Source organism: Pseudomonas sp. AB6, assembly GCF_034314105.1.
In the GTDB taxonomy this organism is placed as follows: Bacteria; Pseudomonadota; Gammaproteobacteria; order Pseudomonadales; family Pseudomonadaceae; genus Aquipseudomonas.
In genome coordinates, this window is the sequence record NZ_JAVIWJ010000001.1 from 2,737,917 (window position 1) to 2,758,440 (window position 20,524).

Annotated in this window: 17 protein-coding genes; 5 read left to right on the top strand and 12 right to left on the bottom strand. The window is 54.9% G+C overall.

Annotation, left to right across the window (positions count from 1 at the left end):
• Position 1: 1 nt before the first annotated feature.
• The 5 genes from hisC to mtnA form a co-directional block, all read right to left on the bottom strand.
• Complete coding sequence (gene hisC, locus RGW60_RS12930) at positions 2-1,114, bottom strand: histidinol-phosphate transaminase (protein ID WP_322204967.1); 1,113 nt, start codon at positions 1,112-1,114, stop codon at positions 2-4.
• Between the two features lie 11 nt (positions 1,115-1,125).
• Positions 1,126-2,220: a prephenate dehydratase gene (gene pheA, locus RGW60_RS12935; protein ID WP_322204968.1), complete on the bottom strand. Its 1,095-nt coding sequence runs from the start codon at positions 2,218-2,220 to the stop codon at positions 1,126-1,128.
• Positions 2,220-3,305 (bottom strand): 3-phosphoserine/phosphohydroxythreonine transaminase, encoded by a 1,086-nt coding sequence (gene serC, locus RGW60_RS12940; RefSeq protein ID WP_322204969.1) that lies wholly within the window; start codon positions 3,303-3,305, stop codon positions 2,220-2,222. Before serC ends, pheA begins: the two co-directional genes overlap by 1 nt.
• Positions 3,306-3,432: 127 nt before the next feature.
• Entirely contained in the window at positions 3,433-6,216 is a 2,784-nt protein-coding gene (gene gyrA / locus RGW60_RS12945) for a DNA gyrase subunit A (RefSeq protein WP_322204970.1), read from the bottom strand.
• A 369-nt stretch (positions 6,217-6,585) separates the two neighbouring features.
• Complete coding sequence (mtnA, locus tag RGW60_RS12950; RefSeq protein WP_322204971.1) at positions 6,586-7,662, bottom strand: S-methyl-5-thioribose-1-phosphate isomerase; 1,077 nt, start codon at positions 7,660-7,662, stop codon at positions 6,586-6,588.
• A 151-nt stretch (positions 7,663-7,813) separates the two neighbouring features.
• Between mtnA and RGW60_RS12955 the strand changes: the two genes are divergently transcribed.
• The 5 genes from RGW60_RS12955 to RGW60_RS12975 all read left to right on the top strand — a co-directional run bounded on the left by RGW60_RS12955 (position 7,814) and on the right by RGW60_RS12975 (position 12,560).
• Positions 7,814-9,157: a TRZ/ATZ family hydrolase gene (locus RGW60_RS12955; RefSeq protein ID WP_322204972.1), complete on the top strand. Its 1,344-nt coding sequence runs from the start codon at positions 7,814-7,816 to the stop codon at positions 9,155-9,157.
• 57 nt (positions 9,158-9,214) lie between these two features.
• Positions 9,215-9,913: a bifunctional 2-polyprenyl-6-hydroxyphenol methylase/3-demethylubiquinol 3-O-methyltransferase UbiG gene (gene ubiG / locus RGW60_RS12960; protein ID WP_322204973.1), complete on the top strand. Its 699-nt coding sequence runs from the start codon at positions 9,215-9,217 to the stop codon at positions 9,911-9,913.
• Positions 9,914-9,917: 4 nt separating this feature from the next.
• Positions 9,918-10,589 (top strand): N-acetylmuramic acid 6-phosphate phosphatase MupP, encoded by a 672-nt coding sequence (gene mupP / locus RGW60_RS12965; protein WP_322204974.1) that lies wholly within the window; start codon positions 9,918-9,920, stop codon positions 10,587-10,589.
• Positions 10,590-10,652: 63 nt separating this feature from the next.
• Positions 10,653-11,393 (top strand): YciK family oxidoreductase, encoded by a 741-nt coding sequence (locus RGW60_RS12970; protein WP_322204975.1) that lies wholly within the window; start codon positions 10,653-10,655, stop codon positions 11,391-11,393.
• Between the two features lie 240 nt (positions 11,394-11,633).
• Positions 11,634-12,560, top strand: coding sequence for a GGDEF domain-containing protein (locus tag RGW60_RS12975; protein ID WP_322204976.1), 927 nt, complete (start codon positions 11,634-11,636; stop codon positions 12,558-12,560).
• Positions 12,561-12,623: 63 nt separating this feature from the next.
• Here the strand turns inward: RGW60_RS12975 and RGW60_RS12980 are convergent, their stop codons facing one another.
• The 7 genes from RGW60_RS12980 to RGW60_RS13010 form a co-directional block, all read right to left on the bottom strand.
• Positions 12,624-13,412, bottom strand: coding sequence for a TenA family transcriptional regulator (locus RGW60_RS12980; protein WP_322204977.1), 789 nt, complete (start codon positions 13,410-13,412; stop codon positions 12,624-12,626).
• A 46-nt stretch (positions 13,413-13,458) separates the two neighbouring features.
• The gene (locus tag RGW60_RS12985; protein ID WP_322204978.1) at positions 13,459-15,921 is read right to left on the bottom strand and encodes an EAL domain-containing protein; all 2,463 of its coding nucleotides are present in this window, start codon (positions 15,919-15,921) and stop codon (positions 13,459-13,461) included.
• A 226-nt stretch (positions 15,922-16,147) separates the two neighbouring features.
• Positions 16,148-18,028, bottom strand: a complete 1,881-nt coding sequence (locus RGW60_RS12990; RefSeq protein ID WP_407074050.1) for an ABC transporter ATP-binding protein — start codon at positions 18,026-18,028, stop codon at positions 16,148-16,150.
• On the bottom strand, positions 17,958-18,593 hold the full coding sequence (locus tag RGW60_RS12995; protein ID WP_322204980.1) for a DsbA family protein: 636 nt from the start codon (positions 18,591-18,593) through the stop codon (positions 17,958-17,960). The genes RGW60_RS12990 and RGW60_RS12995 overlap by 71 nt, the downstream gene beginning before the upstream one ends.
• A gap of 3 nt (positions 18,594-18,596) precedes the next feature.
• Positions 18,597-19,535, bottom strand: a complete 939-nt coding sequence (locus tag RGW60_RS13000) for a rhodanese-related sulfurtransferase (RefSeq protein ID WP_322204981.1) — start codon at positions 19,533-19,535, stop codon at positions 18,597-18,599.
• A gap of 103 nt (positions 19,536-19,638) precedes the next feature.
• Positions 19,639-19,941 carry a BolA family protein gene (locus tag RGW60_RS13005; protein ID WP_322204982.1) on the bottom strand — a complete coding sequence of 101 codons (303 nt, stop codon included), beginning with the start codon at positions 19,939-19,941 and terminating at the stop codon, positions 19,639-19,641.
• Positions 19,942-19,956: 15 nt separating this feature from the next.
• Positions 19,957-20,490, bottom strand: a complete 534-nt coding sequence (locus tag RGW60_RS13010; RefSeq protein ID WP_322204983.1) for a DUF2059 domain-containing protein — start codon at positions 20,488-20,490, stop codon at positions 19,957-19,959.
• Positions 20,491-20,524 lie beyond the last annotated feature (34 nt).

The window sequence follows — 20,524 nt, forward strand, 5'->3', positions numbered from 1 at the left end:
ATCAACCACGCGCGAGAACCTTCGCCAACGCGTCGAGAAAACGCAGGTTTTCGCTCGGCAACCCAATGCTTACCCGCAAGTGGTTGGGCATGCCATAACCGCCGATCGGACGCACGATCACACCTTCATTAAGCAGCCCCTGATAAACTGATGCGCTTTCACGACCCAGATCAATGGCCAGGAAGTTGGCTTTCGACGCAATCCAGCTCAAGCCCAGCTCGCGCAACCCTTGTTCTAAAAGATTCATGCCCACTTCGTTGAGGCGGCGACTTTCGGCCACGTATTCGACATCGTCCAGCGCGGCACAAGCGGCAGCCAGCGCAAGGCTGTTTACATTGAACGGCTGGCGGACGCGATTGAGTACGTCCGCCACCGCTGGCGACGAAAGGCCATAGCCGACACGCAACGACGCCAAGCCGTAGGCTTTGGAGAATGTCCGCGAGACCAGCAAATTGGGATACTGCGCCAAATAATCCAGGCCGTTTGGCAAATCTGTGCCGGCGGCGTACTCGATGTAGGCCTCATCCAGCACCACCAACACGTTTGCCGGAACATCGGCGAGGAAATCAGCCAAGGCGCTCGGACCGAACCAGGTGCCGGTGGGGTTATTTGGGTTAGCGATAAATACGACACGGGTGTTGCTATCAATAGCAGCCAGCATGGTAGGCAGGTCGTGACCCCAGTCTCTGGCGGGCGCGACGTGGGCGTCAGCACCTACCGCTTGGGTGACGATGGGATAAATGGCGAACGCGTGTTCACTGAACACTGCGTTTAGTCCCGGCGCCAAGTAAGCGCGGGCGACCAATTCAAGAATGTCGTTAGAGCCATTGCCCAACGTCACCTGATTTGCCTGCACCCCACAGCGCTCAGACAGCCGAGCCTTAAGGTTGAAACCATTGCCATCCGGGTAGCGCGTCAGGCCTGTCAATTCGCGTTGAATCGCCGCCAGTGCCTTGGGGCTAGCACCTAACGGGTTTTCGTTGCTGGCCAGCTTGATGATGCTGGCCGGGTCTATATTCAGCTCACGCGCCAGTTCGTCCACAGGCTTTCCCGGGACGTAGGGTGAAAGTTTTTGCACGCCCGGCTGTGCCAGGGCAAGGAAGTCGCCGCTCATATCACTACCCTTTAAAGAACCGCTTTCGGGTATGAACCGAGCACTTTGAGTGCCACTGCTTCCTGACTGATCTGCTCTAGCACGGCTTTGATCAGTGGGTCGCGGTGATGACCGACGAAGTCGATAAAGAACACGTAGGTCCATTTACCGCTGCGTGAAGGCCGAGTCTCGATGCGCGTCAGGTCAATGCCGTTCTGATGGAACGGCACCAACAACTCATGCAACGCGCCAGGTTTGTTGCTCATCGAAACAATGATCGAGGTTTTATCGTCGCCCGTAGGCGGCACTTCTTGGCTGCCAATGATCAGGAAACGCGTAGCATTGTCTGGACGATCTTCGATTTTTTCGGCGATACGCGTCAGACCATACAGTCCAGCGGCCATATCACCGGCAATCGCGGCTGAACTCCACTCACCCTTCACCCGCTTGGCGGCTTCGGCGTTACTGGCAACCGCAATGCGCTCGACATTCGGGTAGTGCGCGTCCAGCCACTTGCGGCACTGAGCCAGCGACTGAGCGTGGGAGTAGATGCGGCTAATGCTGTCGGTCTTGGTGTTTTCACCGATCAGCAAATGATGGTGAATACGCAGCTCGACTTCGCCACAGATCACCATGTCGTGTTCAAGAAAGCTGTCGAGGGTGTGATTGACCGCACCTTCGGTGGAGTTTTCTACCGGCACCACGCCAAAATTCACGGCACCCGCCGCGACCTCACGGAACACTTCGTCGATGGCCGCCATCGGCAAGCTAATCACCGCATGACCAAAATGCTTCATAGCCGCCGCTTGGGTAAAAGTGCCTTCCGGACCGAGGTACGACACTTTCAATGGCTGCTCAAGCGCCAGACAGGAAGACATGATTTCGCGGAACAAACGCGCCATTTCTTCGTTGCCCAACGGCCCTTTGTTGCGCTCCATGACGCGCTTGAGTACTTGTGCTTCGCGCTCTGGACGATAGAAGACCGGCACTTCGCCTTCCGCCAGCGAGGCCATTTTCACCCGCGCAACTTCTTGCGCGCAGCGGGCACGCTCACTGATCAGCTCCAGGACTTTTTCATCCAGGCTGTCGATGCGTATCCGCAGCGCCTTGAGTTCTTCCTCAGACATTAGCCGTGTTCCTTCTCGAACTCTGCCATGTAAGCCACCAAGGCATTAACCCCGTGGATATCAACGGCGTTATAGATGGAGGCACGCATGCCGCCTACCGATCGATGGCCCTTGAGGTTGAGCAGGCTGCGCGCTTCTGCGCCTGCAAGAAACGGCTTGTCCAAACGGTCGTCGGCCAGGCGAAAAGGCACGTTCATCCACGAGCGGTCGGTTTTGTTGATTGGGTTGCTGTACAGCCCGCTAGCGTCGATGAAGTCGTACAGCGTGCGCTGTTTGAGGTCATTGCGCATACCCATGGCCTCGACACCGCCTTGTTCCTTGAGCCACTCAAATACCAAACCCGACAGGTACCAGGACAAGGTAGGAGGCGTGTTGTACATCGACGCGTTATCGGCAGCGACTTTGTAATTGAGCATCGTCGGGCAGATTGAACGGGCGCGCCCGAGCAAGTCTTCACGAATGATCACGACGACGATACCGCTAGGCCCGATGTTCTTTTGTGCACCGGCGTAAATCATGCCGAACTTGGAGACGTCCACCGGGCGCGACAGGATATCCGAGGACATATCAGCTACTAGCGGTACATCGCCAGTCTCGGGGATCCAATTAAATTCCAGACCGCCGATGGTTTCGTTGGGTGCGTAGTGAACGTAGGCGGCGTCTGTGGACAGCTTCCACTCGTTCTGACCCGGAATTGCGAAATAGTCATAAGGCTTCGCGCTGGCAGCGACGTTGACGTTGCCAAAGCGCGAAGCTTCTTCGATTGCTTTCTGCGACCAGATACCGGTGTCGATATAATCGGCGGTGGCGTCTTCAGGCAGCAGGTTAAGCGGAATTTGTGCAAATTGCTGGCTTGCGCCGCCTTGCAGGAACAACACTTTATAGTTTGAGGGAACATTCAACAGGTCGCGCAGATCTTGCTCGGCCTTATTGGCAATGGAGACGAATTCATCGCTGCGATGACTCATTTCCATGACGGACAGGCCTTTACCATGCCAGTCCAACAGTTCCGCCTGGGCGCGCAGCAGAACAGCTTCAGGGAGCGCGGCAGGGCCTGCGCAGAAGTTAAAAGCTCGCTTGCTCATATCCACTCTCGTCAAAGGCTTGGGCCTGTATCGAACCATTCGCAGGCAAGCCTGCTCCCACAGGGTCATGTGGGGCAGGAGATCACATTTCAATTGTAGGAGCGGGCTTGCTCGCGATCTACAGGTTTCAATCTTCTTCTGGGGTGTCGGCTTGCAGGGTATCGGAGGCTTCGTCAGCATCCAGGACGATCAAATCATCGTCGCCTTCCAGCACTTCGCCGTCGAACTCTTCACCTTCGAGCTCTTCGCCTTCAACTTCTGAAGGCTCCTGAACACGCTCAAGGCCAACCAGCTTCTCATCATTGGCCAGCTTGATAAGGGTCACGCCCTGGGTGTTACGCCCCAGACTTGAAACTTCATCGACACGGGTGCGAACCAAGGTGCCCTGGTCGGAAATCAGCATGATTTCTTCGCCATCGAGCACTTGTACCGCGCCGACCAGACGGCCGTTACGCTCGTTGCTGACCATGGCGATCACGCCCTGCCCGCCACGCTTGTACTCAGGGAACTCGGTAATCGCGGTACGCTTGCCGAAACCACGTTCGGATGCGGTCAGGATCTGGCTACCCTCTTCTGGGATCAACATCGAGATCAGTTTCTGCCCCTCTGGCAGACGCATGCCGCGCACACCGCGAGCAGTGCGACCCATGGCGCGAACGTCGGATTCTTTAAAACGCGTGACCTTGCCGCCGTCGGAGAACAGCATGACTTCGCGCTCGCCGTCGGTGATGGCGGCAGAAATCAAAATGTCGCCTTCGTCTAGCTCAAGGGCGATCAGGCCAACACTGCGTTGACGGCTGAACTGCACCAGCGGGGTTTTCTTTACCGTACCGTTGGCGGTCGACATAAAGATGAACGGTGCTTTCTTCCGGTCTTCGGCTTTGATGCGTACTTTGCGTTCTTCTTCGGTTTCGCCGGTCGCGGTTTCATCCGATTCCACGGTGATAACGTCTTCACCGCCTTCTTCTTCGGACTTCTTGCGCATGGCTTCCATGTCTACCGGCAGCATGGTGGTGATGTATTCACCCTCACTCAACGGCAGCAGGTTGACCAGCGGACGACCACGGGCAGCGCGGGACGCTTCCGGAATCTCGTAAGTCTTGAGCCAGTAAACCTTGCCCTTGCTGGAGAACATCAACAGCGTGGTGTGGCTGTTGGCGACCAGCAGGTGCGCGATGTAGTCCTCGTCCTTGACGCCAGTAGCCGACTTGCCTTTGCCGCCACGGCGCTGTGCCTGATAGACGGCCAATGGCTGGGTTTTGGCGTAACCACCGTGAGAGATGGTGACAACCCGCTCCTCTTCGGTGATCAAGTCGCCCAAGGTCAGGTCCAGACGGGCATCGAGAATCTCGGTGCGACGCACATCGCCGTATTCTGCGCGGATCAGCTCAAGCTCTTCGCGGATGATTTCCATCAAACGCTCTGCGCTGTTGAGGATGCGCAGCAGCTCGCCGATCTGGCTCAGGATTTCCTGATATTCGGTCAGCAGTTTTTCGTGTTCGAGACCGGTCAAACGGTGCAGACGCAGTTCCAGAATCGCTTGAGCCTGCTCTGGCGACAGGAAATACTTTCCATCGCGCAGGCCGTATTGCGGATCAAGGTTATCCGGGCGGCAAGAATCAGCGCCGGCACGTTCAACCATTTCGACCACAGCGCTGGATTCCCACGGGGTCGCGATCAACGCCACTTTGGCTTCGGCAGGTGTCGGCGAGGCCTTGATCAGCGCGATAACCGGGTCGATGTTCGACAAGGCAACGGCCTGACCTTCCAGCAAATGCCCCCGTTCACGGGCCTTACGCAGCTCGAAAACGGTACGACGGGTAACCACTTCACGGCGGTGACGAACGAAGGCTTCCAGCAAATCCTTGAGGTTCAGGATCCGTGGACGGCCATCGATCAACGCAACAATGTTGATACCGAAAACGCTTTGCAGCTGGGTTTGGGCGTAGAGGTTGTTAAGTACAACCTCAGGCACCTCGCCACGACGTAGCTCGATGACGACGCGCATGCCGTCTTTATCAGACTCGTCGCGCAGCTCGGTAATACCTTCGAGCTTCTTCTCTTTGACCAGCTCGGCGATCTTCTCGATCAGACGCGCCTTGTTCAACTGGTACGGCAATTCAGTAATAACGATTTGCTGACGGCCGCCGACCTTGTCGATGTCTTCGATCATCGAGCGCGCACGCATATAAATGCGCCCACGGCCGGTGCGATAGGCTTCGACGATACCGGCGCGACCGTTGATGATCGCGGCCGTCGGGAAGTCAGGACCAGGGATGAACTGCATCAACTCATCGATGGTGATGTCAGCGTTATCGATCAACGCCAGGCAACCGTCGATGATTTCACCAAGGTTGTGCGGCGGAATGTTGGTCGCCATGCCCACGGCGATGCCGCTGGAGCCGTTGACCAGCAGGTTGGGAATACGGGTCGGCATGACCGCAGGGATCATTTCGGTGCCGTCGTAGTTCGGCACCCAATCCACGGTTTCTTTATGCAGGTCGGCCAGCAGTTCGTGGGCCAATTTTGTCATGCGCACTTCGGTGTATCGCATGGCCGCAGCGTTATCGCCATCGACCGAACCGAAGTTGCCTTGACCGTCTACCAGCAAGTAGCGCAGGGAAAATGGCTGCGCCATCCGTACGATCGTGTCGTAAACGGCAGTGTCGCCATGCGGGTGATACTTACCGATAACGTCGCCGACCACACGAGCAGATTTCTTGTACGGCTTGTTCCAATCGTTACCCAATTCGCTCATTGCGAACAGTACACGCCGATGCACAGGCTTCAAGCCGTCGCGCGCATCCGGCAATGCTCGACCGACGATGACGCTCATCGCGTAGTCGAGGTAGGACTGTTTCAGCTCGTCTTCGATATTGACCGGGAGGATTTCTTTGGCCAGTTCGCCCATGAGAAGCCTGATTCCTTTTTCTGGTGAAACTTCGTCATCCATGCGGGAAGAACGAAGCTAGCCGCTGCAGGCGTTTGCCATGCAGCGACTTACGGCAAATTAACGAGTTGTGCCATGGATCTGCGCATTAAAGGCAGGCGCATCGCGCGACCTTGGGAACCGCCGGATATTATCACAATGGCGATCAGGGACCTATCCCTTGAAAACCTGCCCAACCACTAATCGATGAGTGATCGGCCTTTATAGCGCCTCTGAGGGGCTTGGAGCCTATCAATGAAGGGCTTAACCTCTGCAGCGCCCACTTGTTGTCGACAGGCCTGCCTCCACACGGCTTCAAAAGCTCACCACCCGCTGGCTCCTGGGGCGCACTCAATGCAGCCGCTTGCGGCACATAAGTAGCGCCATTTTTGCAGTATCGGGCCGCTCGACGATGCCTTTTTCGGTAACGATGGCGTCAATCAAATCGGCCGGGGTGACATCGAAGACCGGGTTGAAAGCGTCAACATCAGCCCCTACACGCTGGCCACCAACTTCCAGCAGTTCTCGACCGTCACGCTCTTCGATAGGAATGTCATCGCCGCTTTCGAGGGTCATGTCGATGGTTGAACTTGGCGCGACTACCATAAAACGCACCCCATGGTGCATCGCTGCGACGGCCAGTTGATAGGTGCCGATTTTGTTTGCCACGTCGCCATTGGCGGTGATGCGGTCGGCACCGACGATGACCCAGGTAATCCCTTTGGTTTTCATCAGATGCGCAGCCGCCGAGTCGGCGTTGACGGTGACCGGAATCCCTTCGTTAGCCAATTCCCAAGCGGTCAATCGCGAACCTTGCAACCACGGCCGGGTTTCATCGGCATAGACGCGTTCGATCATGCCTTCAAGGTGCGCTGCTCGAATCACGCCCAGCGCAGTGCCAAAACCACCCGTGGCCAGCGCGCCAGTATTGCAGTGAGTCAACACGGTTTGTAGGTTGCCCTGATGCTTGCGAATCAGATCGGCACCGAGCTGAGCCATGGTCAAGTTGGCTTCGCGGTCGCTGAGGTGGATGGCCACTGCTTCGGCTTCCAAAGCAGCCAGCGCCGATTCATTGCCCTTGAGTCGCGCCAAGCGATCGCGCATACGGTTGAGCGCCCAGAAAAGATTGACCGCCGTGGGGCGTGAATTGGCGAGTACCGTAAAATCTGCTACCAATGCCATGGCCCAGTCGCCGCCTTCGGCTATCCGCTGCCGTGCCGCCAACACAATGCCGTACGCCGCACAGATACCAATCGCTGGCGCGCCGCGTACGACCATTGAGCGAATCGCCTCTGCGACTCCAGCTGCCGTTGTGTAGGCGTGCCAGGTTTCCTCAAACGGAAGCACACGCTGATCAAGCAAATGCAGGGCGTCGTCCTGCCAATCGATGGCTTTCACTTTCTCTGCAGCCAATAGTCGATCGCGCATCTCTCACCCCATACTCAAGAAACAAAAAACAAAAAACTAGAAGTCAAAAACCGCCGATTATAGCGAGCCGTCCGTCAAGACGCTCGGGTATACTTTGCCGCTTGTGTGTCTACCCCGCTATATAAAGAAAACCAAGCCACGGATGCCCGCCATGCCCAACGCTGCCACCCCCCTCGACCTGCTGCTCTTGCCCACTTGGCTGGTGCCGGTCGAACCTGCTGGCGTGGTGCTTAAAGAACATGGGCTGGGCATTCGCGATGGCCTTATCGTCTACATTGGCCCGCGAGCTGAAGCGCTTAAACAAAACGTTCTCGAGGTCCGTGAACTGCCGGGAATGCTGCTCAGCCCCGGCCTGATCAATGCTCATGGGCATGCCGCAATGACCCTGTTTCGCGGCTTGGCTGACGACTTGCCGCTGATGACTTGGCTGGAAAACCATATTTGGCCCGCCGAAGCCAAATGGGTCGATGAGGCGTTTGTCCGTGACGGCACCGACCTGGCAATCGCCGAGCAACTTAAAGGCGGCATCACGTGCTTTTCTGACATGTACTTTTACCCGCACGTGGCCAGCGAGCGTGTGCACAATAGTGGTATCCGCGCTCAAATTACTGTGCCGATACTGGATTTCCCTATTCCTGGCGCACGTACCACGGATGAAGCGCTGCACAAAGGCGTCGAGCTGTTCAACGATCTAAAACTCCATCCGCGGATCAAAATCGCTTTTGGCCCCCACGCGCCGTACACCATCTGCGATGACAATCTGGAAAAAATTCGCGTCCTCGCTGACGAACTCGATGCGATGATTCATATGCACATGCATGAGACCGCCTTTGAAGTAGAACAATCCGTTGAGCAACTTGATGAGCGGCCGCTCGCGCGCCTGAACCGACTTGGCCTCTTGGGTCCACGCTTTCAAGCGGTGCACATGACCCAAGTCAGCGACGAAGACCTCGCCTTGCTGGTAGAAAGTAATTCCAGCGTGATTCATTGCCCCGAATCGAACCTGAAACTGGCTAGCGGCTTTTGTCCGGTAGAACGGCTGTGGCAGGCGGGCATCAATGTCGCCATCGGTACGGACGGCGCTGCCAGCAACAATGATTTGGACTTGCTGGGCGAAACACGCACTGCGGCCTTGCTGGCCAAAGCAGTCGCCGGCTCGGCGACCGCACTGGATGCCCACCGGGCCTTGCGCATGGCGACGCTCAATGGCGCACGGGCCATGGGCATTCAGTCTGAGACAGGCTCATTGGAAATCGGCAAAGCCGCCGATATCGTCGCGTTCGACCTATCTGGGCTAGCCCAACAACCGGTATATGATCCGGTGTCGCAGCTCATCTATGCTACCGGCCGCGATTGTGTGACCCATGTGTGGGTTGCCGGCAGACAGTTGCTTGATGACAAACGCCTGACACGCATGGATGAACAGGCTCTGTGTGAAACCGCTAAGGCTTGGGGCCAGCGAATATCGGGGCATCAAAGCCAGATCGAACAATGACCGTGCGGGTCTAATTGCCCGGACAGGACGAAAGAATCGAGTTTTTGAGGATTACCCATGAGCAACGTCGACCACGCAGAAATCGCCAAATTCGAAGCATTGGCCCATCGCTGGTGGGACCGCAACAGCGAATTCAAACCGCTGCATGACATCAATCCGCTGCGGGTCAACTGGATCGACGAACGCGTTAATCTGGCTGGCAAAACCGTGTTGGATGTCGGTTGCGGCGGCGGTATCCTCAGCGAAGCCATGGCCCAGCGCGGCGCCATAGTGATGGGGATAGACATGGGTGAAGCACCCCTGGCCGTGGCGCGCTTGCACCAGTTGGAGTCGGGAGTGACCGTAGATTACCGCCAGATCACCGCCGAAGATCTCGCCGACGAAATGCCCGAACAGTTTGATGTCGTGACGTGCCTGGAAATGCTGGAACACGTACCTGACCCGTCATCAGTCATTCGTGCCTGCTTTCGTATGGTCAAGCCCGGCGGCCAAGTGTTCTTCTCCACCCTGAACCGCAATCCCAAGGCGTTCCTGTTTGCCATTGTTGGCGCCGAATACATTATGGGCTTGTTGCCGCGCGGCACTCACGACTTCAAGAAATTTATCCGCCCGTCGGAACTGGGCGCCTGGAGTCGCGAGGCGGGTTTGCAGGTCAAGGACATCATTGGCCTGACCTACAACCCTCTGACCAAGCATTACAAGCTGGCGTCCAACGTCGACGTCAACTACATGATCCAGACCCTCCGAGAGGCATAACTCCATGCGTTTGAGAGCGGTTTTATTCGACATGGACGGCACCCTGCTCGATACCGCGCCGGATTTCATCGCGATCTGCCAGAGCATGTTAGCTGACCGAGGTTTTGCGCCGGTGGCGGACAAGCTGATTCGTGATGAAATCTCCGGTGGCGCCAGGGCAATGGTTGCAGCCACTTTCGCGCTTTCCCCGACCGCACCTGAATTCGAAGCATTGCGTCTGGAGTTTCTCGAACGCTATCAAATTGACTGCGCTGTAAATAGCAAACTGTTCGATGGCATGGCCGAACTGTTGGCTGACATCGAAAAAGCCAATCTGATCTGGGGCGTGGTGACCAACAAACCTTTGCGATTTGCTCGACCTATCATGGAGCAACTGGGCTTGGCTGACCGTTCGGCCATCCTCATTTGTCCCGACCATGTCACTTATAGCAAGCCTCACCCAGAGCCGCTGATACTTGCTTGCCAGATGCTCGACCTGGACCCTGCCAGCGTCCTGTTTGTCGGCGACGACCTGCGCGATATCGAATCGGGCCGCGACGCTGGAACCAAGACGGCGGCAGTCCGCTATGGCTACATTCATCCGCACGACAATCCAAATCATTGGGGCGCCGACATCGTGGTCGACCACCCTTTGGATCTGCGCAAAGTGCTCGACAACGCCCTATGTAGCTGCTGACCCCGTCGCGTATGAAGGCAACCCGGTCTATCTGGATTTGTATATTTTCCACTGAGGTTTTTCATGTTTGATTATTCTGCACGCCCTGCACTGCTCAAGGACCGGGTAATCCTGGTAACCGGCGCAGGTCGGGGCATAGGGGCCGCTGCCGCCAAAACGTATGCGGCACATGGCGCCACTGTTCTGTTGCTGGGCACGACCGAAGCCAATCTGACCCAGGTCTACGACGAAATCGAAGCGGCGGGCCATCCTCAGCCAGCGGTTATCCCCTTTAACCTCGAAACGGCCCTGCCGCATCAATACGATGAGTTGGCTGCGATGATCGAAACTGAGTTCGGTCATTTGGACGGCTTGTTGCACAACGCATCGATCATTGGCCCGCGAACGCCTATAGAGCAGCTGTCTGGCGAAAATTTCATGCGTGTTATGCACGTCAACGTCAATGCCATGTTCATGCTTACCAGTACGCTGCTGCCACTGCTTAAGTTATCCGCCGACGGGTCAGTCATCTTCACGTCAAGCAGCGTCGGACGCAAAGGACGCGCTTACTGGGGCGGCTACGGCGTATCCAAGTTTGCCACCGAAGGTCTGATGCAAACCTTGGCTGATGAGCTTGAAAACGTCGCGCCAGTTCGGTCCAACAGCATCAACCCCGGTGCCACGCGTACCAGCATGCGGGCCCACGCTTATCCGGGTGAAAACCCCAACGATAATCCCGCCCCCGAAGCCATCATGCCGGTGTATCTGTATTTGATGGGTCCAGACAGTAGAGGCATCAACGGTCAGGCCTTCGACGCTCAGTAAGCTGAGGTGCGTTAACCGCAAACGCTGCCCGCCCACCGACGGATTTATGTCTCTAGCCGGGCAGCTGTATTAAAGGGTGGATTCTTAAGTCAAATTAACGTCGTGTTTCACCGGACGCGTCTCATCATGGGACGTTAAGTCACTGTATTCTATTCGTTTTATTTAAGTGAACTGATTGGCACGACTTTCGCTCTAAGAAAGACCATTAAACACGGCCTTATCTGTTTTAGGAGTGTAAAGATGAGCTTAGCCACCCAGCCCCGCGCAATCGATTTTGACCATGCTAAATTGCAACGTCTGGGCTTTTGTCAGTTGCAGAGTGCAGCGCTGCCCCCTATTGACGTTACTGAACTACGCCAACAATTAGGTCTTCAACTGCAAACGAGTCTAGATGCAGAAAAAATTCTGACGATTTTTTTTCGCGGTATTAAACGCTTGATTGCCCTCGATGGTCTGACCTATGGGCATCGTTCATCTGACCTGCATCTGAAAATGGGTGAACGTGCCCATCATTTTGCGAGTTACACATTGAGCAGCGAAGGTGAACACCTAGGTGAACTGGTGTTTCAACGCAGCCACCGTTTCTTGGAACTCGAACTGACGCAAATAGAATCATTGCTTCCCAGTTTGCTGTTCCCCCTGCGCAACGCCCTGCTTTATCGCTCAGCGACCCAAAGTGCCCTGCGCGACCCGCTTACAAATACGGGTAATCGCGTCGCCATGGATCAGACCTTAGCTAGAGAGATCGAACTGGCGATTCGGCATAAAGGTTCGCTGTCGGTGCTGATGCTCGACATTGATCACTTCAAGCGGGTAAACGACATGCATGGGCACGCCGTTGGCGATGAGGTCCTTAAAGCCGTAGCAGGTTCAATCAAAAGTCAGTTACGCAATGTCGATAGGGTATTCAGGTTTGGCGGGGAAGAGTTTTTTATCGTGCTCTCTAACACGGACCGCGAAGCCGCAGCGATGGTAGGCGAACGGCTACGCCAGGCAGCGCAGCAACTGACGTGTTCGACACCCGATCATCCGATCAAATTGACGGTCAGCCTCGGAGGTGCAGCCTTGTTACCAGCTGAATCGGCCACCAGCCTTCAGCTCAGAGCTGACAGTGCTTTGTACGTGGCCAAGCGCGAAGGGCGTAATCGCCTGGAGATGGCAGGTTAAGCACCGGTTGCCCCGCGCGCTTAACCTGCTAGCCGTTGGATGTGCCTCCAGCGATGCAAATGCCTAATCGGTTTCAACCAATGCCATATTCTCGCGCAGCTGTGGCGTCATTTCCTGCTGCATGCAGCTCTCTAGAAACAGGAACATGTACTCGTAGCTTTTGGTGACGGCTTGGCGCAGCTCTGTCTGCAGCTGAACAGTTGGGTTATTGCCGGCCAGCGTGCAAATAATTTCCAACGCCTCCCACGGGTGTGCATCGTCATACTGCGCGTGCATGTTCAGCCACTTCATTGCGCGCTTGCGCTGGTCTTCCGGGAAACCCGCAGCATAGGCATCGCTGGAACAAACGATCGCTGACCACTCGCCAGTGGCACCTTCGATGGCGTAGTTGGTGGCGGCAACCGCAACAATCAACGAATCCGATGCGCTGGTGTGCCAGCACCAATGGCTGAGTGCATGCAACTGCGGCGACACATGCTGAGCCTGCAAATCTCCCAAACTAACGCCATGCGCGAGACTCCAGTTCACCCAATAATCAGCATGATTGAGCTCCACCCGAATATTACGCATCAACCAGCGACGCGCCATGTCTTCACCGGGGTGACGGGCGAAACGGGTTTTGGCCAGATTTTGTGCCATATAGACGGCAAACTGCTCGACCACTGGCCAGCCGCCAATCAAATATTGGCGCATGGTTTGAGGACTAAGACAGCCGTCACGCATCCGTTGATAAAGCACATGTTCTACCACCCGGCGCTTGGCATCACTGCAATTTTTAATCAATTGCTGTGCCCAGCCTGGGTAGCTGGTTGCTTCCATGAGAGGACCGGTTCGGTTAAAGGTATCGATCACAGTTAGGGCTCCTTTTTTATGTGGGGTAGTCCCACCAGCACTATGTTTAGCGAAAAATCCCGGGCGCCCGAAACATCAAAGGAGCAGGCCTGACTGGCCTAGAATGCAGACTTTCACACGTAAACAATTGCGGGCGTTGAATAATGTAGCCTTGTGCAAAATCAACGCCAATCTCAAGCAGTGCCTGCTCGATCTGCGGCGTCTCAACAAATTCGGCAATTGTCCTTTTCCCCATAACATGACCAATATGGTTGATCACTTCAACCATGGCTCGATTAATCGGGTCATCAAGCATGTCTTTAACAAAGCTGCCGTCTATCTTAAGAAAGTCTACAGGCAAATGTTTAAGGTACGCGAACGACGACATCCCAGCACAAAAGTCATCAAGCGAAAACAGGCAACCTAAACCTTTTAATTCATTAATAAATCGGATGGCGCTGCCCAAATCAGAGATTGCACTGGTTTCGGTAATTTCAAAACAAATCAGATCGGGGGGTATTTGATAAGTGTCAAATTGCGCCTTCAGATATCCAAGAAAGGCATCGTCTCCGATGCTGGTCCCTGACAGGTTGATGGCACACATAGCCATGGGGCCGCTGTGTTTATTCTCGTGCAAGCACTGGGAAATGATCTTAAACACGTTTCGAACCACCCAGCGGTCCAACGTTGTCATAAGACCATAACGCTCCGCCGCTGGTATAAAACTATCTGGCAGCACCATGCGCCCGGTTTCATCGTGCAATCGCAGAAGAATTTCAATATGTCCACCTGCGTGCTCGGTAACACCCCCTAAGTTTGCAATTTCTTGGGAATACAAACAGAACCGGTTCTCTTCCAGCGCCATGTGTAACCTTTGAATCCAGGCCATCTCACCGACACGTAAAGACAGTTCAGAGTCATCCGCATGATAAACCTGCACCCGGTTGCGACCTTTTTCCTTGGCCATATAACACGCCATGTCAGCCGCACGTAATGAGCCTTCTAGCGTAGCGGGGCTTTGAGCAATATTGACTAAACCGATACTGACCGTCGTCACAAAAGGTCGGCCCTTCCAAACAAAATGCAGACTTTGTACTGTCTGACGCAGGGACTCGGCAATTTTTTCAGCTACATCAGAGGGGCAATTCTTTAGAAGAATACCGAACTCATCGCCACCCAACCGCGCCAACGTGTCACCTTCACGCAGCCCCTGTTGCAGCAGTGCACAAATATGTCTAAGCAACTCGTCCCCGGCTGCGTGTCCGCTGGTGTCATTTACCAGTTTGAATTGATCAAGATCGAGGAACATCAGCGTGTGACGTCCGGACTGGCGCGAAAGATTATTGAGGGTCTGTTCTAGTCGAAACTCAAATTCACGCCGGTTAACCAGTCCGGTCAATGCATCGTGAGTTGCCTGCCAAGACAAATTAGCAATGTACTGCCGCTCCTGCGTCATATCATGCAGTACTAGTACAGTGCCGCTAGTCTTGCCTTCCGTTTGAATCGATGAACCGACCAGCGCCACCGACACCGTGCTGCCATCCAACCGTTGAATCAGTCGAGAATGCTCACTGCCGCCACTTAGCGTGCCACTGAGGATGTGCTCGATGAGTGTGAAACTGTCTTTCTGATCGTTTTCGTCCAACACGTTGAACAGTGCGGCCAACGGCAAACCTTGAGCCTGATCACTCTTCCAATGTGTCAATTGCTCGGCAGCCGGATTCATATAAGCTATTGAGCCTTCTACATCGGTAGTAATGACCCCATCGCCAATCGATTCGAGCGTGACTTGAGCGCGTTCTTTTTCCTGCTGTAAAGCGCTGGCAAACGCTTGTCGCTGCGCCAACAGTTTGTGGGCCCGCAGTAGAGCCAGCAGAATCAACACCACGGCGGTGGCTAAGTTTGTGATCAACAGCAATCGCAGAATAAACCGCGACCCCTCCCCTAGAGCATCGCTAAACGCTTTAGCCGCTGGCGTTACCTCTTCGTTGATGGCGTTAATTTGCGACTTCCAACCAGAAACGGCAGCGGCGCTGGCATTACTTTGCGTAAGGCTGCTATGCATCTGCTGGGCAATAGCATCCAATTGCACCAGATACCCATCACCGACCTTCCATAGCTCGATGGCTTTTTCAAGGTAGCTGAAATGGCGAAAATTCAAATAAAGCCAAATGATGCTCATTGCATCATCGGGATGATTTCCCCCTTGCAGTAGGCCGGCACGGGCAGCCGCCAGGTCTGGAATCGGTCGTTCAAGTGCCACGCGCAAGTCATGACCACCCTGAGGAATAGCAATCGCCTCTTTGTATCTAAGGTAGCTTTGCTCATCCCCGCCGCTGGCATACAAATTCAAGTAATAAATGGCGTCCTTTTGCCCTTTGGACCAAAGGCTTTCGCCCGCAACATAGCCCCGGACGGCCGATAACGTGTACAAGCTCACGCACCCTAGAAGCGCCTGAAAAAGCACAACAGCAATAAAGGGCCAAACAATGCCCAATAATCGAGGCTCAAGAATCAGCTTTTGCTTCATGGATTCCCTTAATAAGCGTTCCTGACTACCCACCATGCAACAGCAAAAAACTAAGTGAGCTTAGGTTAAAAAGAGACAACACCAAGGGTGTTTTTATCTCAAATTTGACACACGCTACCGCCGCATCAAGAGTGATCAGCCTAAAGGTAAGAATATAAGAAGTTTGAAAAAGTTCGGTATATCAATGCTTTCATAAAAACGACGTCGGGATGCGTGATTTCCGGTATCAGATTTGCTGTAGATGCCCGTAAAGTTTTGCATACAACCCGCCGTCAGCGATCAACTGTTGATGGTCGCCCTCCTCAACGATTCGCCCTCCATCAAAAACCAATACGCGGTCCGCCTGTTTAACCGCGGACAAGCGATGCGCAATGATTAATGTTGTGCGTCCGTTAAGAAAGCGGGACAGGGCTTGATGCAAATTGTATTCGGTAGCGGCATCGAGGGCCGAAGTAGCCTCATCAAGGATCACCACTTTGGGGTCGGCCAATACCATCCGGGCAATGGCCAGTCGTTGCCGCTGACCACCGGATAAACGCACCCCTGAGCGGCCCAGAACGCTATCCAGCCCTTGGGGCAAGCCCTGGATAGTTACATCGAGCTGCGCGATTTCCAACGCCCGCCAACAGGCGTCATCCGTGCGCTCGCGGCCCATAGTCAAGTTGGCGCGTACGCTGTCATTGAACAGCGCAGGATGTTGCAAGACCACCGACACATGCTCGCGCACCGTTTCGAAACCGATTTCCTGCTGAGTCAAGCCACCGAAACGGATACTGCCTGATTGCGCGGTGTACAGCCCCAGCAACAGTTGCACCAAGGTACTTTTACCACCACCGCTGGCACCGACGATTGCTACTTTTTCTCCCGGTGCAATGGACAGCTTCAACTGATTCAGCACCGGCTCTTCGCCGTAACCGAATGTCAGGTTGCGCACCTCGATGCCAACCGTTTCGCGCCCTGTGAACGGATCACCGCCACCGGGGTATTGAGGTTCATCAGCACGCGCAAGCAGCTCATTGATCCGCGTCAGCGCCCCTCCTGCAGCGTAGTAGGCATACTGCAGATTGAGCAGCTGTTCAACCGGTCCAATCATGAACCATAGATAACTGAACACCGCCAACATCTGGCCAATTGAAAGATCAGAGAACAGCACTGTGAGCATCGCTGCCGCGCGAAAAATATCGATTCCGAACTGAAATAACAGGCCGCTCGCTCGATTGGAGGCATCGCTTTTCCATTGTGAGGCAACAGCGTAATCGCGCACTTCCTTCGCCCGCATACCCAGCCTGCCGAGAAAATAACCTTGGCGGTTGCCAGCCCGAATCTCCTGAATGGCATCCAGGGTTTCAGTCAACGCCTGGGTGAAACGCGAAGTGCTATCGTTTTCCTGTTTTTTCAGGTGCTTAACGCGCTTGCCCAGCTGGACTGTGGCGTAGATTACCAGTGGATTGAAAAGCAAAATCAGCAACGCCAATTGCCAATGCATCCATAACAGAATGCCTGCCGTGCCTACCAGCGTCAGCATGGCCACTAGAAAGCGGCTCAAGGTTTCGCCGACAAACTTATCCAAGGTGTCAAGGTCGGTCACTAAGTGCGTGGTCACCGTGCCACTGCCCAGACTTTCATATTCGCCGAGAGAGATGCGCTTGAGGCGTTCGATCAGACGAATGCGAATCCGATAGACAATATCTTTGGCTAGTCGGGCAAATAGCCTCGCCTGCACAACGTTGAATACCAGCGAACCCAGACGCAAAGTAAACGTGACCAACAACATCAGGCCGATGTAACCAATCGCTTGTTGAAGCCCCTCCGGCAGCACGTGATTCATGAACTTGAGGGCTGAGTCGCCGTGCCCGAGCAGTACTTCATCGACCAACAACGGCAACAGCAACGGAATCGGCACGCTGCATAACGTTGCCAGCACAGCTACGCCATTGGCAATCCACAGCGCTTTGCGGTGATGCAGTGCCAGTCGACGAATTTCGGCCCAGCTTAATCGATCGGTACGCGGTGAGGATTGGGGGTGAACCGACTGCTCAGGCACAGGCTGCACGCTCCAACCAACGACCCAATAGCGGAGCCAATGCCTCAAGAGGCTGATAGCCATTGGTCAACAACGCCAACTGACCATTATGCTCGGCAAGCAAGGTCGGAAAGCCCGCAATACCCAAGTCTTGTACCCACGTGAAATCCGCAGCGGTGGCGGTGAGTTGTTCGACGCTATCAAACGCCTCAGCGAACACGATGCGCGGCAAACCGGCCTGATCGGCTAATTCCACCAGAACCGAAGCCTGAGTGACGTCGCGGCCCTGGGTATAAAAGGCCTGCTGAATTAATTTAGCCAAAATCCAGGCACAGTGTGGATCTAGGCTTCGTGCTGCCACTACGGCGCGGCACGCCGGCTCGGTGTCATAAACAAACCCTGTAGGCAACGCGCCTTCGAAACGAAACGGCTGACCGGTGGTGTCTGCCACAGCTTGCCAGTGTTCAAGAATGTAGCGCCGCGCGGTCGGCTCCAGCGCTGCGCCACTACCTGTGCGTAAACCACCCACCACCAGGTGCAGCTCCACGCCCGCCGTTTGTGCTTGCTGCATCAGGGCTTGTGCTACCGGGGCGAAGCCCCAGCACCAGGAACACATTGGATCCATGACATAAAGCAGCCGCGCTTGCATGGCTTAAGCCTCGGTTGGAAGACGGTAATTGCGACCAATGGGATGTGGCTCGTTTCGCGCTTTGGCCAGTTCGATCTGCTTCTGACGATCAATAGCGCTGCGTCGGGTTTTCTCGCTTAAGTTATCCCAACAGTGCGGGCAACTAATACCCGGCAAATAGTGTTCACTGTTGCGTTCATCAATGCTGATCGGCGTCCGACAAGCGTGACATTGGTCGTAATCACCTTCAGTCAGGTCGTGGCGCACGGTAACGCGATTGTCGAAAACAAAGCAGTCACCGCGCCACTGGCTTTCTTCTTGCGGGACTTTTTCCAGATATTTAAGGATGCCACCCTTGAGGTGATAGACCTCATCAAAGCCTTGGCTGAGCATGTAGCTCGAAGCTTTTTCACAGCGAATGCCGCCGGTGCAGAACATCGCGACTTTCTTGTGTTTGGCCGGATTGAAGTGAGCTTTGATGTAAGCCGGGAATTCACGAAAGCTAGTAGTCTTCGGGTCAATGGCGCCTTCAAAGGTGCCAATCGATACTTCATAGTCGTTGCGGGTATCGATCAGCAGAACTTCAGGGTCGCTGATTAGCGCATTCCAGTTTTCAGGGTCGACGTAGGTTCCGACCTGTTTGTTCGGGTCAACACCCTCAACACCGAGCGTGACGATTTCTTTCTTGAGCTTGACCTTGGTCCGGTAGAACGGCTGATCGTCGCAATAAGATTCTTTGTGATCGATATCGTCCATGCGCGGATCATTTTTCAGCCAGGCCATCAAGCCGTCGATGCCTTCACGGCTACCGGAAATGGTGCCATTGATGCCTTCTTCGGCGATGAGCAAGGTGCCCTTGATGCCGTTGTCGACCATTGCTTGCTGCAAGGGCTCGCGCAGGTCAACGTAATCAGTGAGCGTGACGAATTTATACAGTGCCGCCACGACAATTTTTTGAGTCATGTTGCGTCTCCAGGTGGGTGCTCTCGCAAAGAGCCGACCCGATATAAAAAAAGCGCCGACTAAGCGGCGCGATCAAGATTCTAACAAAGTTTCTGCACTCCCTTCACCCTGAGTGCCCTCCACCGGCACAGGTGGGTGAATCGGGTGCGGCACCGATCTTTGCCCATTCTTCAGGCGTATAGGTGTGCAACGCCAACGCATGGAACTCGCCCATCAAATCGCCCAGCGCGGCATAGACCCTCTGGTGGCGTTTGACCGCATTCAAGCCAGTGAACTGATCGCTGACCAGCACTGCCTTGAAATGAGTCTGCAAGCCACGACTGTGCATGTGGCTTTCATCAAGCACTTTCAAGTGCTGCGGCTGAAAGGCGGCCAGCGTGGCTTCTATTCGCTGCTGCATGGTCATGTCGTCAGGCTTCGCTTAAGGCTTTTTGGCGGGTGCAGGAGGAGCAACGGCGTTCTTGCTCGGGTCCAGCTCATTGGTCATGTCGGCTAGCAGCTTATTGACAACAGGCACGGCGGCTTCCAGCTTGCCTTGAGTCAACTGAGCCGATTGCTGAGTCAGCTCAGGCATTTTAGTCAGCACTTTCTTGCCCAACGGGGACTGATAAAACGCAACCAGCTCCTTCAATTCGCCTTCAGTAAAGTTAGCGGTGTAAAGCTTGACCATATCAGGCTTGAGCTTGTCCCAACCGATGGACTGATCCAATGCAGCATTGGCCTTGGCCTGGTAAGTCTCAAGCAGAGCCTTTTTCGCCGCTGGGGCTTTGGATTCATCAAAGCGCTGCTGGAACATCTGCTGAACTTGCATGTACACCGGGGTGCCAAGCTTGTCGGCATGAGCCAGCTTGAGGAAAGTTTCGGCACTGGCGTTGTGGCTAGCGGTATCGGCAAAAACCTGGCCGCTGGCGCATACCAGAGCAACCGCAGTACAGATGGCACGAAGACGGGTCATCGAGTGTCCTTTATCATCTAGCAGGCGAGGCATA

What these genes read in the sequence shown, in the direction of transcription:
- hisC (WP_322204967.1), bottom strand. Translation starts at nt 1,114, where the DNA reads ATGAGCGGCGACTTCCTTGCCCTGGCACAGCCGGGCGTGCAAAAACTT.
- pheA (WP_322204968.1), bottom strand. Translation starts at nt 2,220, where the DNA reads ATGTCTGAGGAAGAACTCAAGGCGCTGCGGATACGCATCGACAGCCTG.
- serC (WP_322204969.1), bottom strand. Translation starts at nt 3,305, where the DNA reads ATGAGCAAGCGAGCTTTTAACTTCTGCGCAGGCCCTGCCGCGCTCCCT.
- gyrA (WP_322204970.1), bottom strand. Translation starts at nt 6,216, where the DNA reads ATGGGCGAACTGGCCAAAGAAATCCTCCCGGTCAATATCGAAGACGAG.
- mtnA (WP_322204971.1), bottom strand. Translation starts at nt 7,662, where the DNA reads ATGCGCGATCGACTATTGGCTGCAGAGAAAGTGAAAGCCATCGATTGG.
- RGW60_RS12955 (WP_322204972.1), top strand. Translation starts at nt 7,814, where the DNA reads ATGCCCAACGCTGCCACCCCCCTCGACCTGCTGCTCTTGCCCACTTGG.
- ubiG (WP_322204973.1), top strand. Translation starts at nt 9,215, where the DNA reads ATGAGCAACGTCGACCACGCAGAAATCGCCAAATTCGAAGCATTGGCC.
- mupP (WP_322204974.1), top strand. Translation starts at nt 9,918, where the DNA reads ATGCGTTTGAGAGCGGTTTTATTCGACATGGACGGCACCCTGCTCGAT.
- RGW60_RS12970 (WP_322204975.1), top strand. Translation starts at nt 10,653, where the DNA reads ATGTTTGATTATTCTGCACGCCCTGCACTGCTCAAGGACCGGGTAATC.
- RGW60_RS12975 (WP_322204976.1), top strand. Translation starts at nt 11,634, where the DNA reads ATGAGCTTAGCCACCCAGCCCCGCGCAATCGATTTTGACCATGCTAAA.
- RGW60_RS12985 (WP_322204978.1), bottom strand. Translation starts at nt 15,921, where the DNA reads ATGAAGCAAAAGCTGATTCTTGAGCCTCGATTATTGGGCATTGTTTGG.
- RGW60_RS12990 (WP_407074050.1), bottom strand. Translation starts at nt 18,028, where the DNA reads ATGGCTATCAGCCTCTTGAGGCATTGGCTCCGCTATTGGGTCGTTGGT.
- RGW60_RS12995 (WP_322204980.1), bottom strand. Translation starts at nt 18,593, where the DNA reads ATGCAAGCGCGGCTGCTTTATGTCATGGATCCAATGTGTTCCTGGTGC.
- RGW60_RS13000 (WP_322204981.1), bottom strand. Translation starts at nt 19,535, where the DNA reads ATGACTCAAAAAATTGTCGTGGCGGCACTGTATAAATTCGTCACGCTC.
- RGW60_RS13005 (WP_322204982.1), bottom strand. Translation starts at nt 19,941, where the DNA reads ATGACCATGCAGCAGCGAATAGAAGCCACGCTGGCCGCCTTTCAGCCG.
- RGW60_RS13010 (WP_322204983.1), bottom strand. Translation starts at nt 20,490, where the DNA reads ATGACCCGTCTTCGTGCCATCTGTACTGCGGTTGCTCTGGTATGCGCC.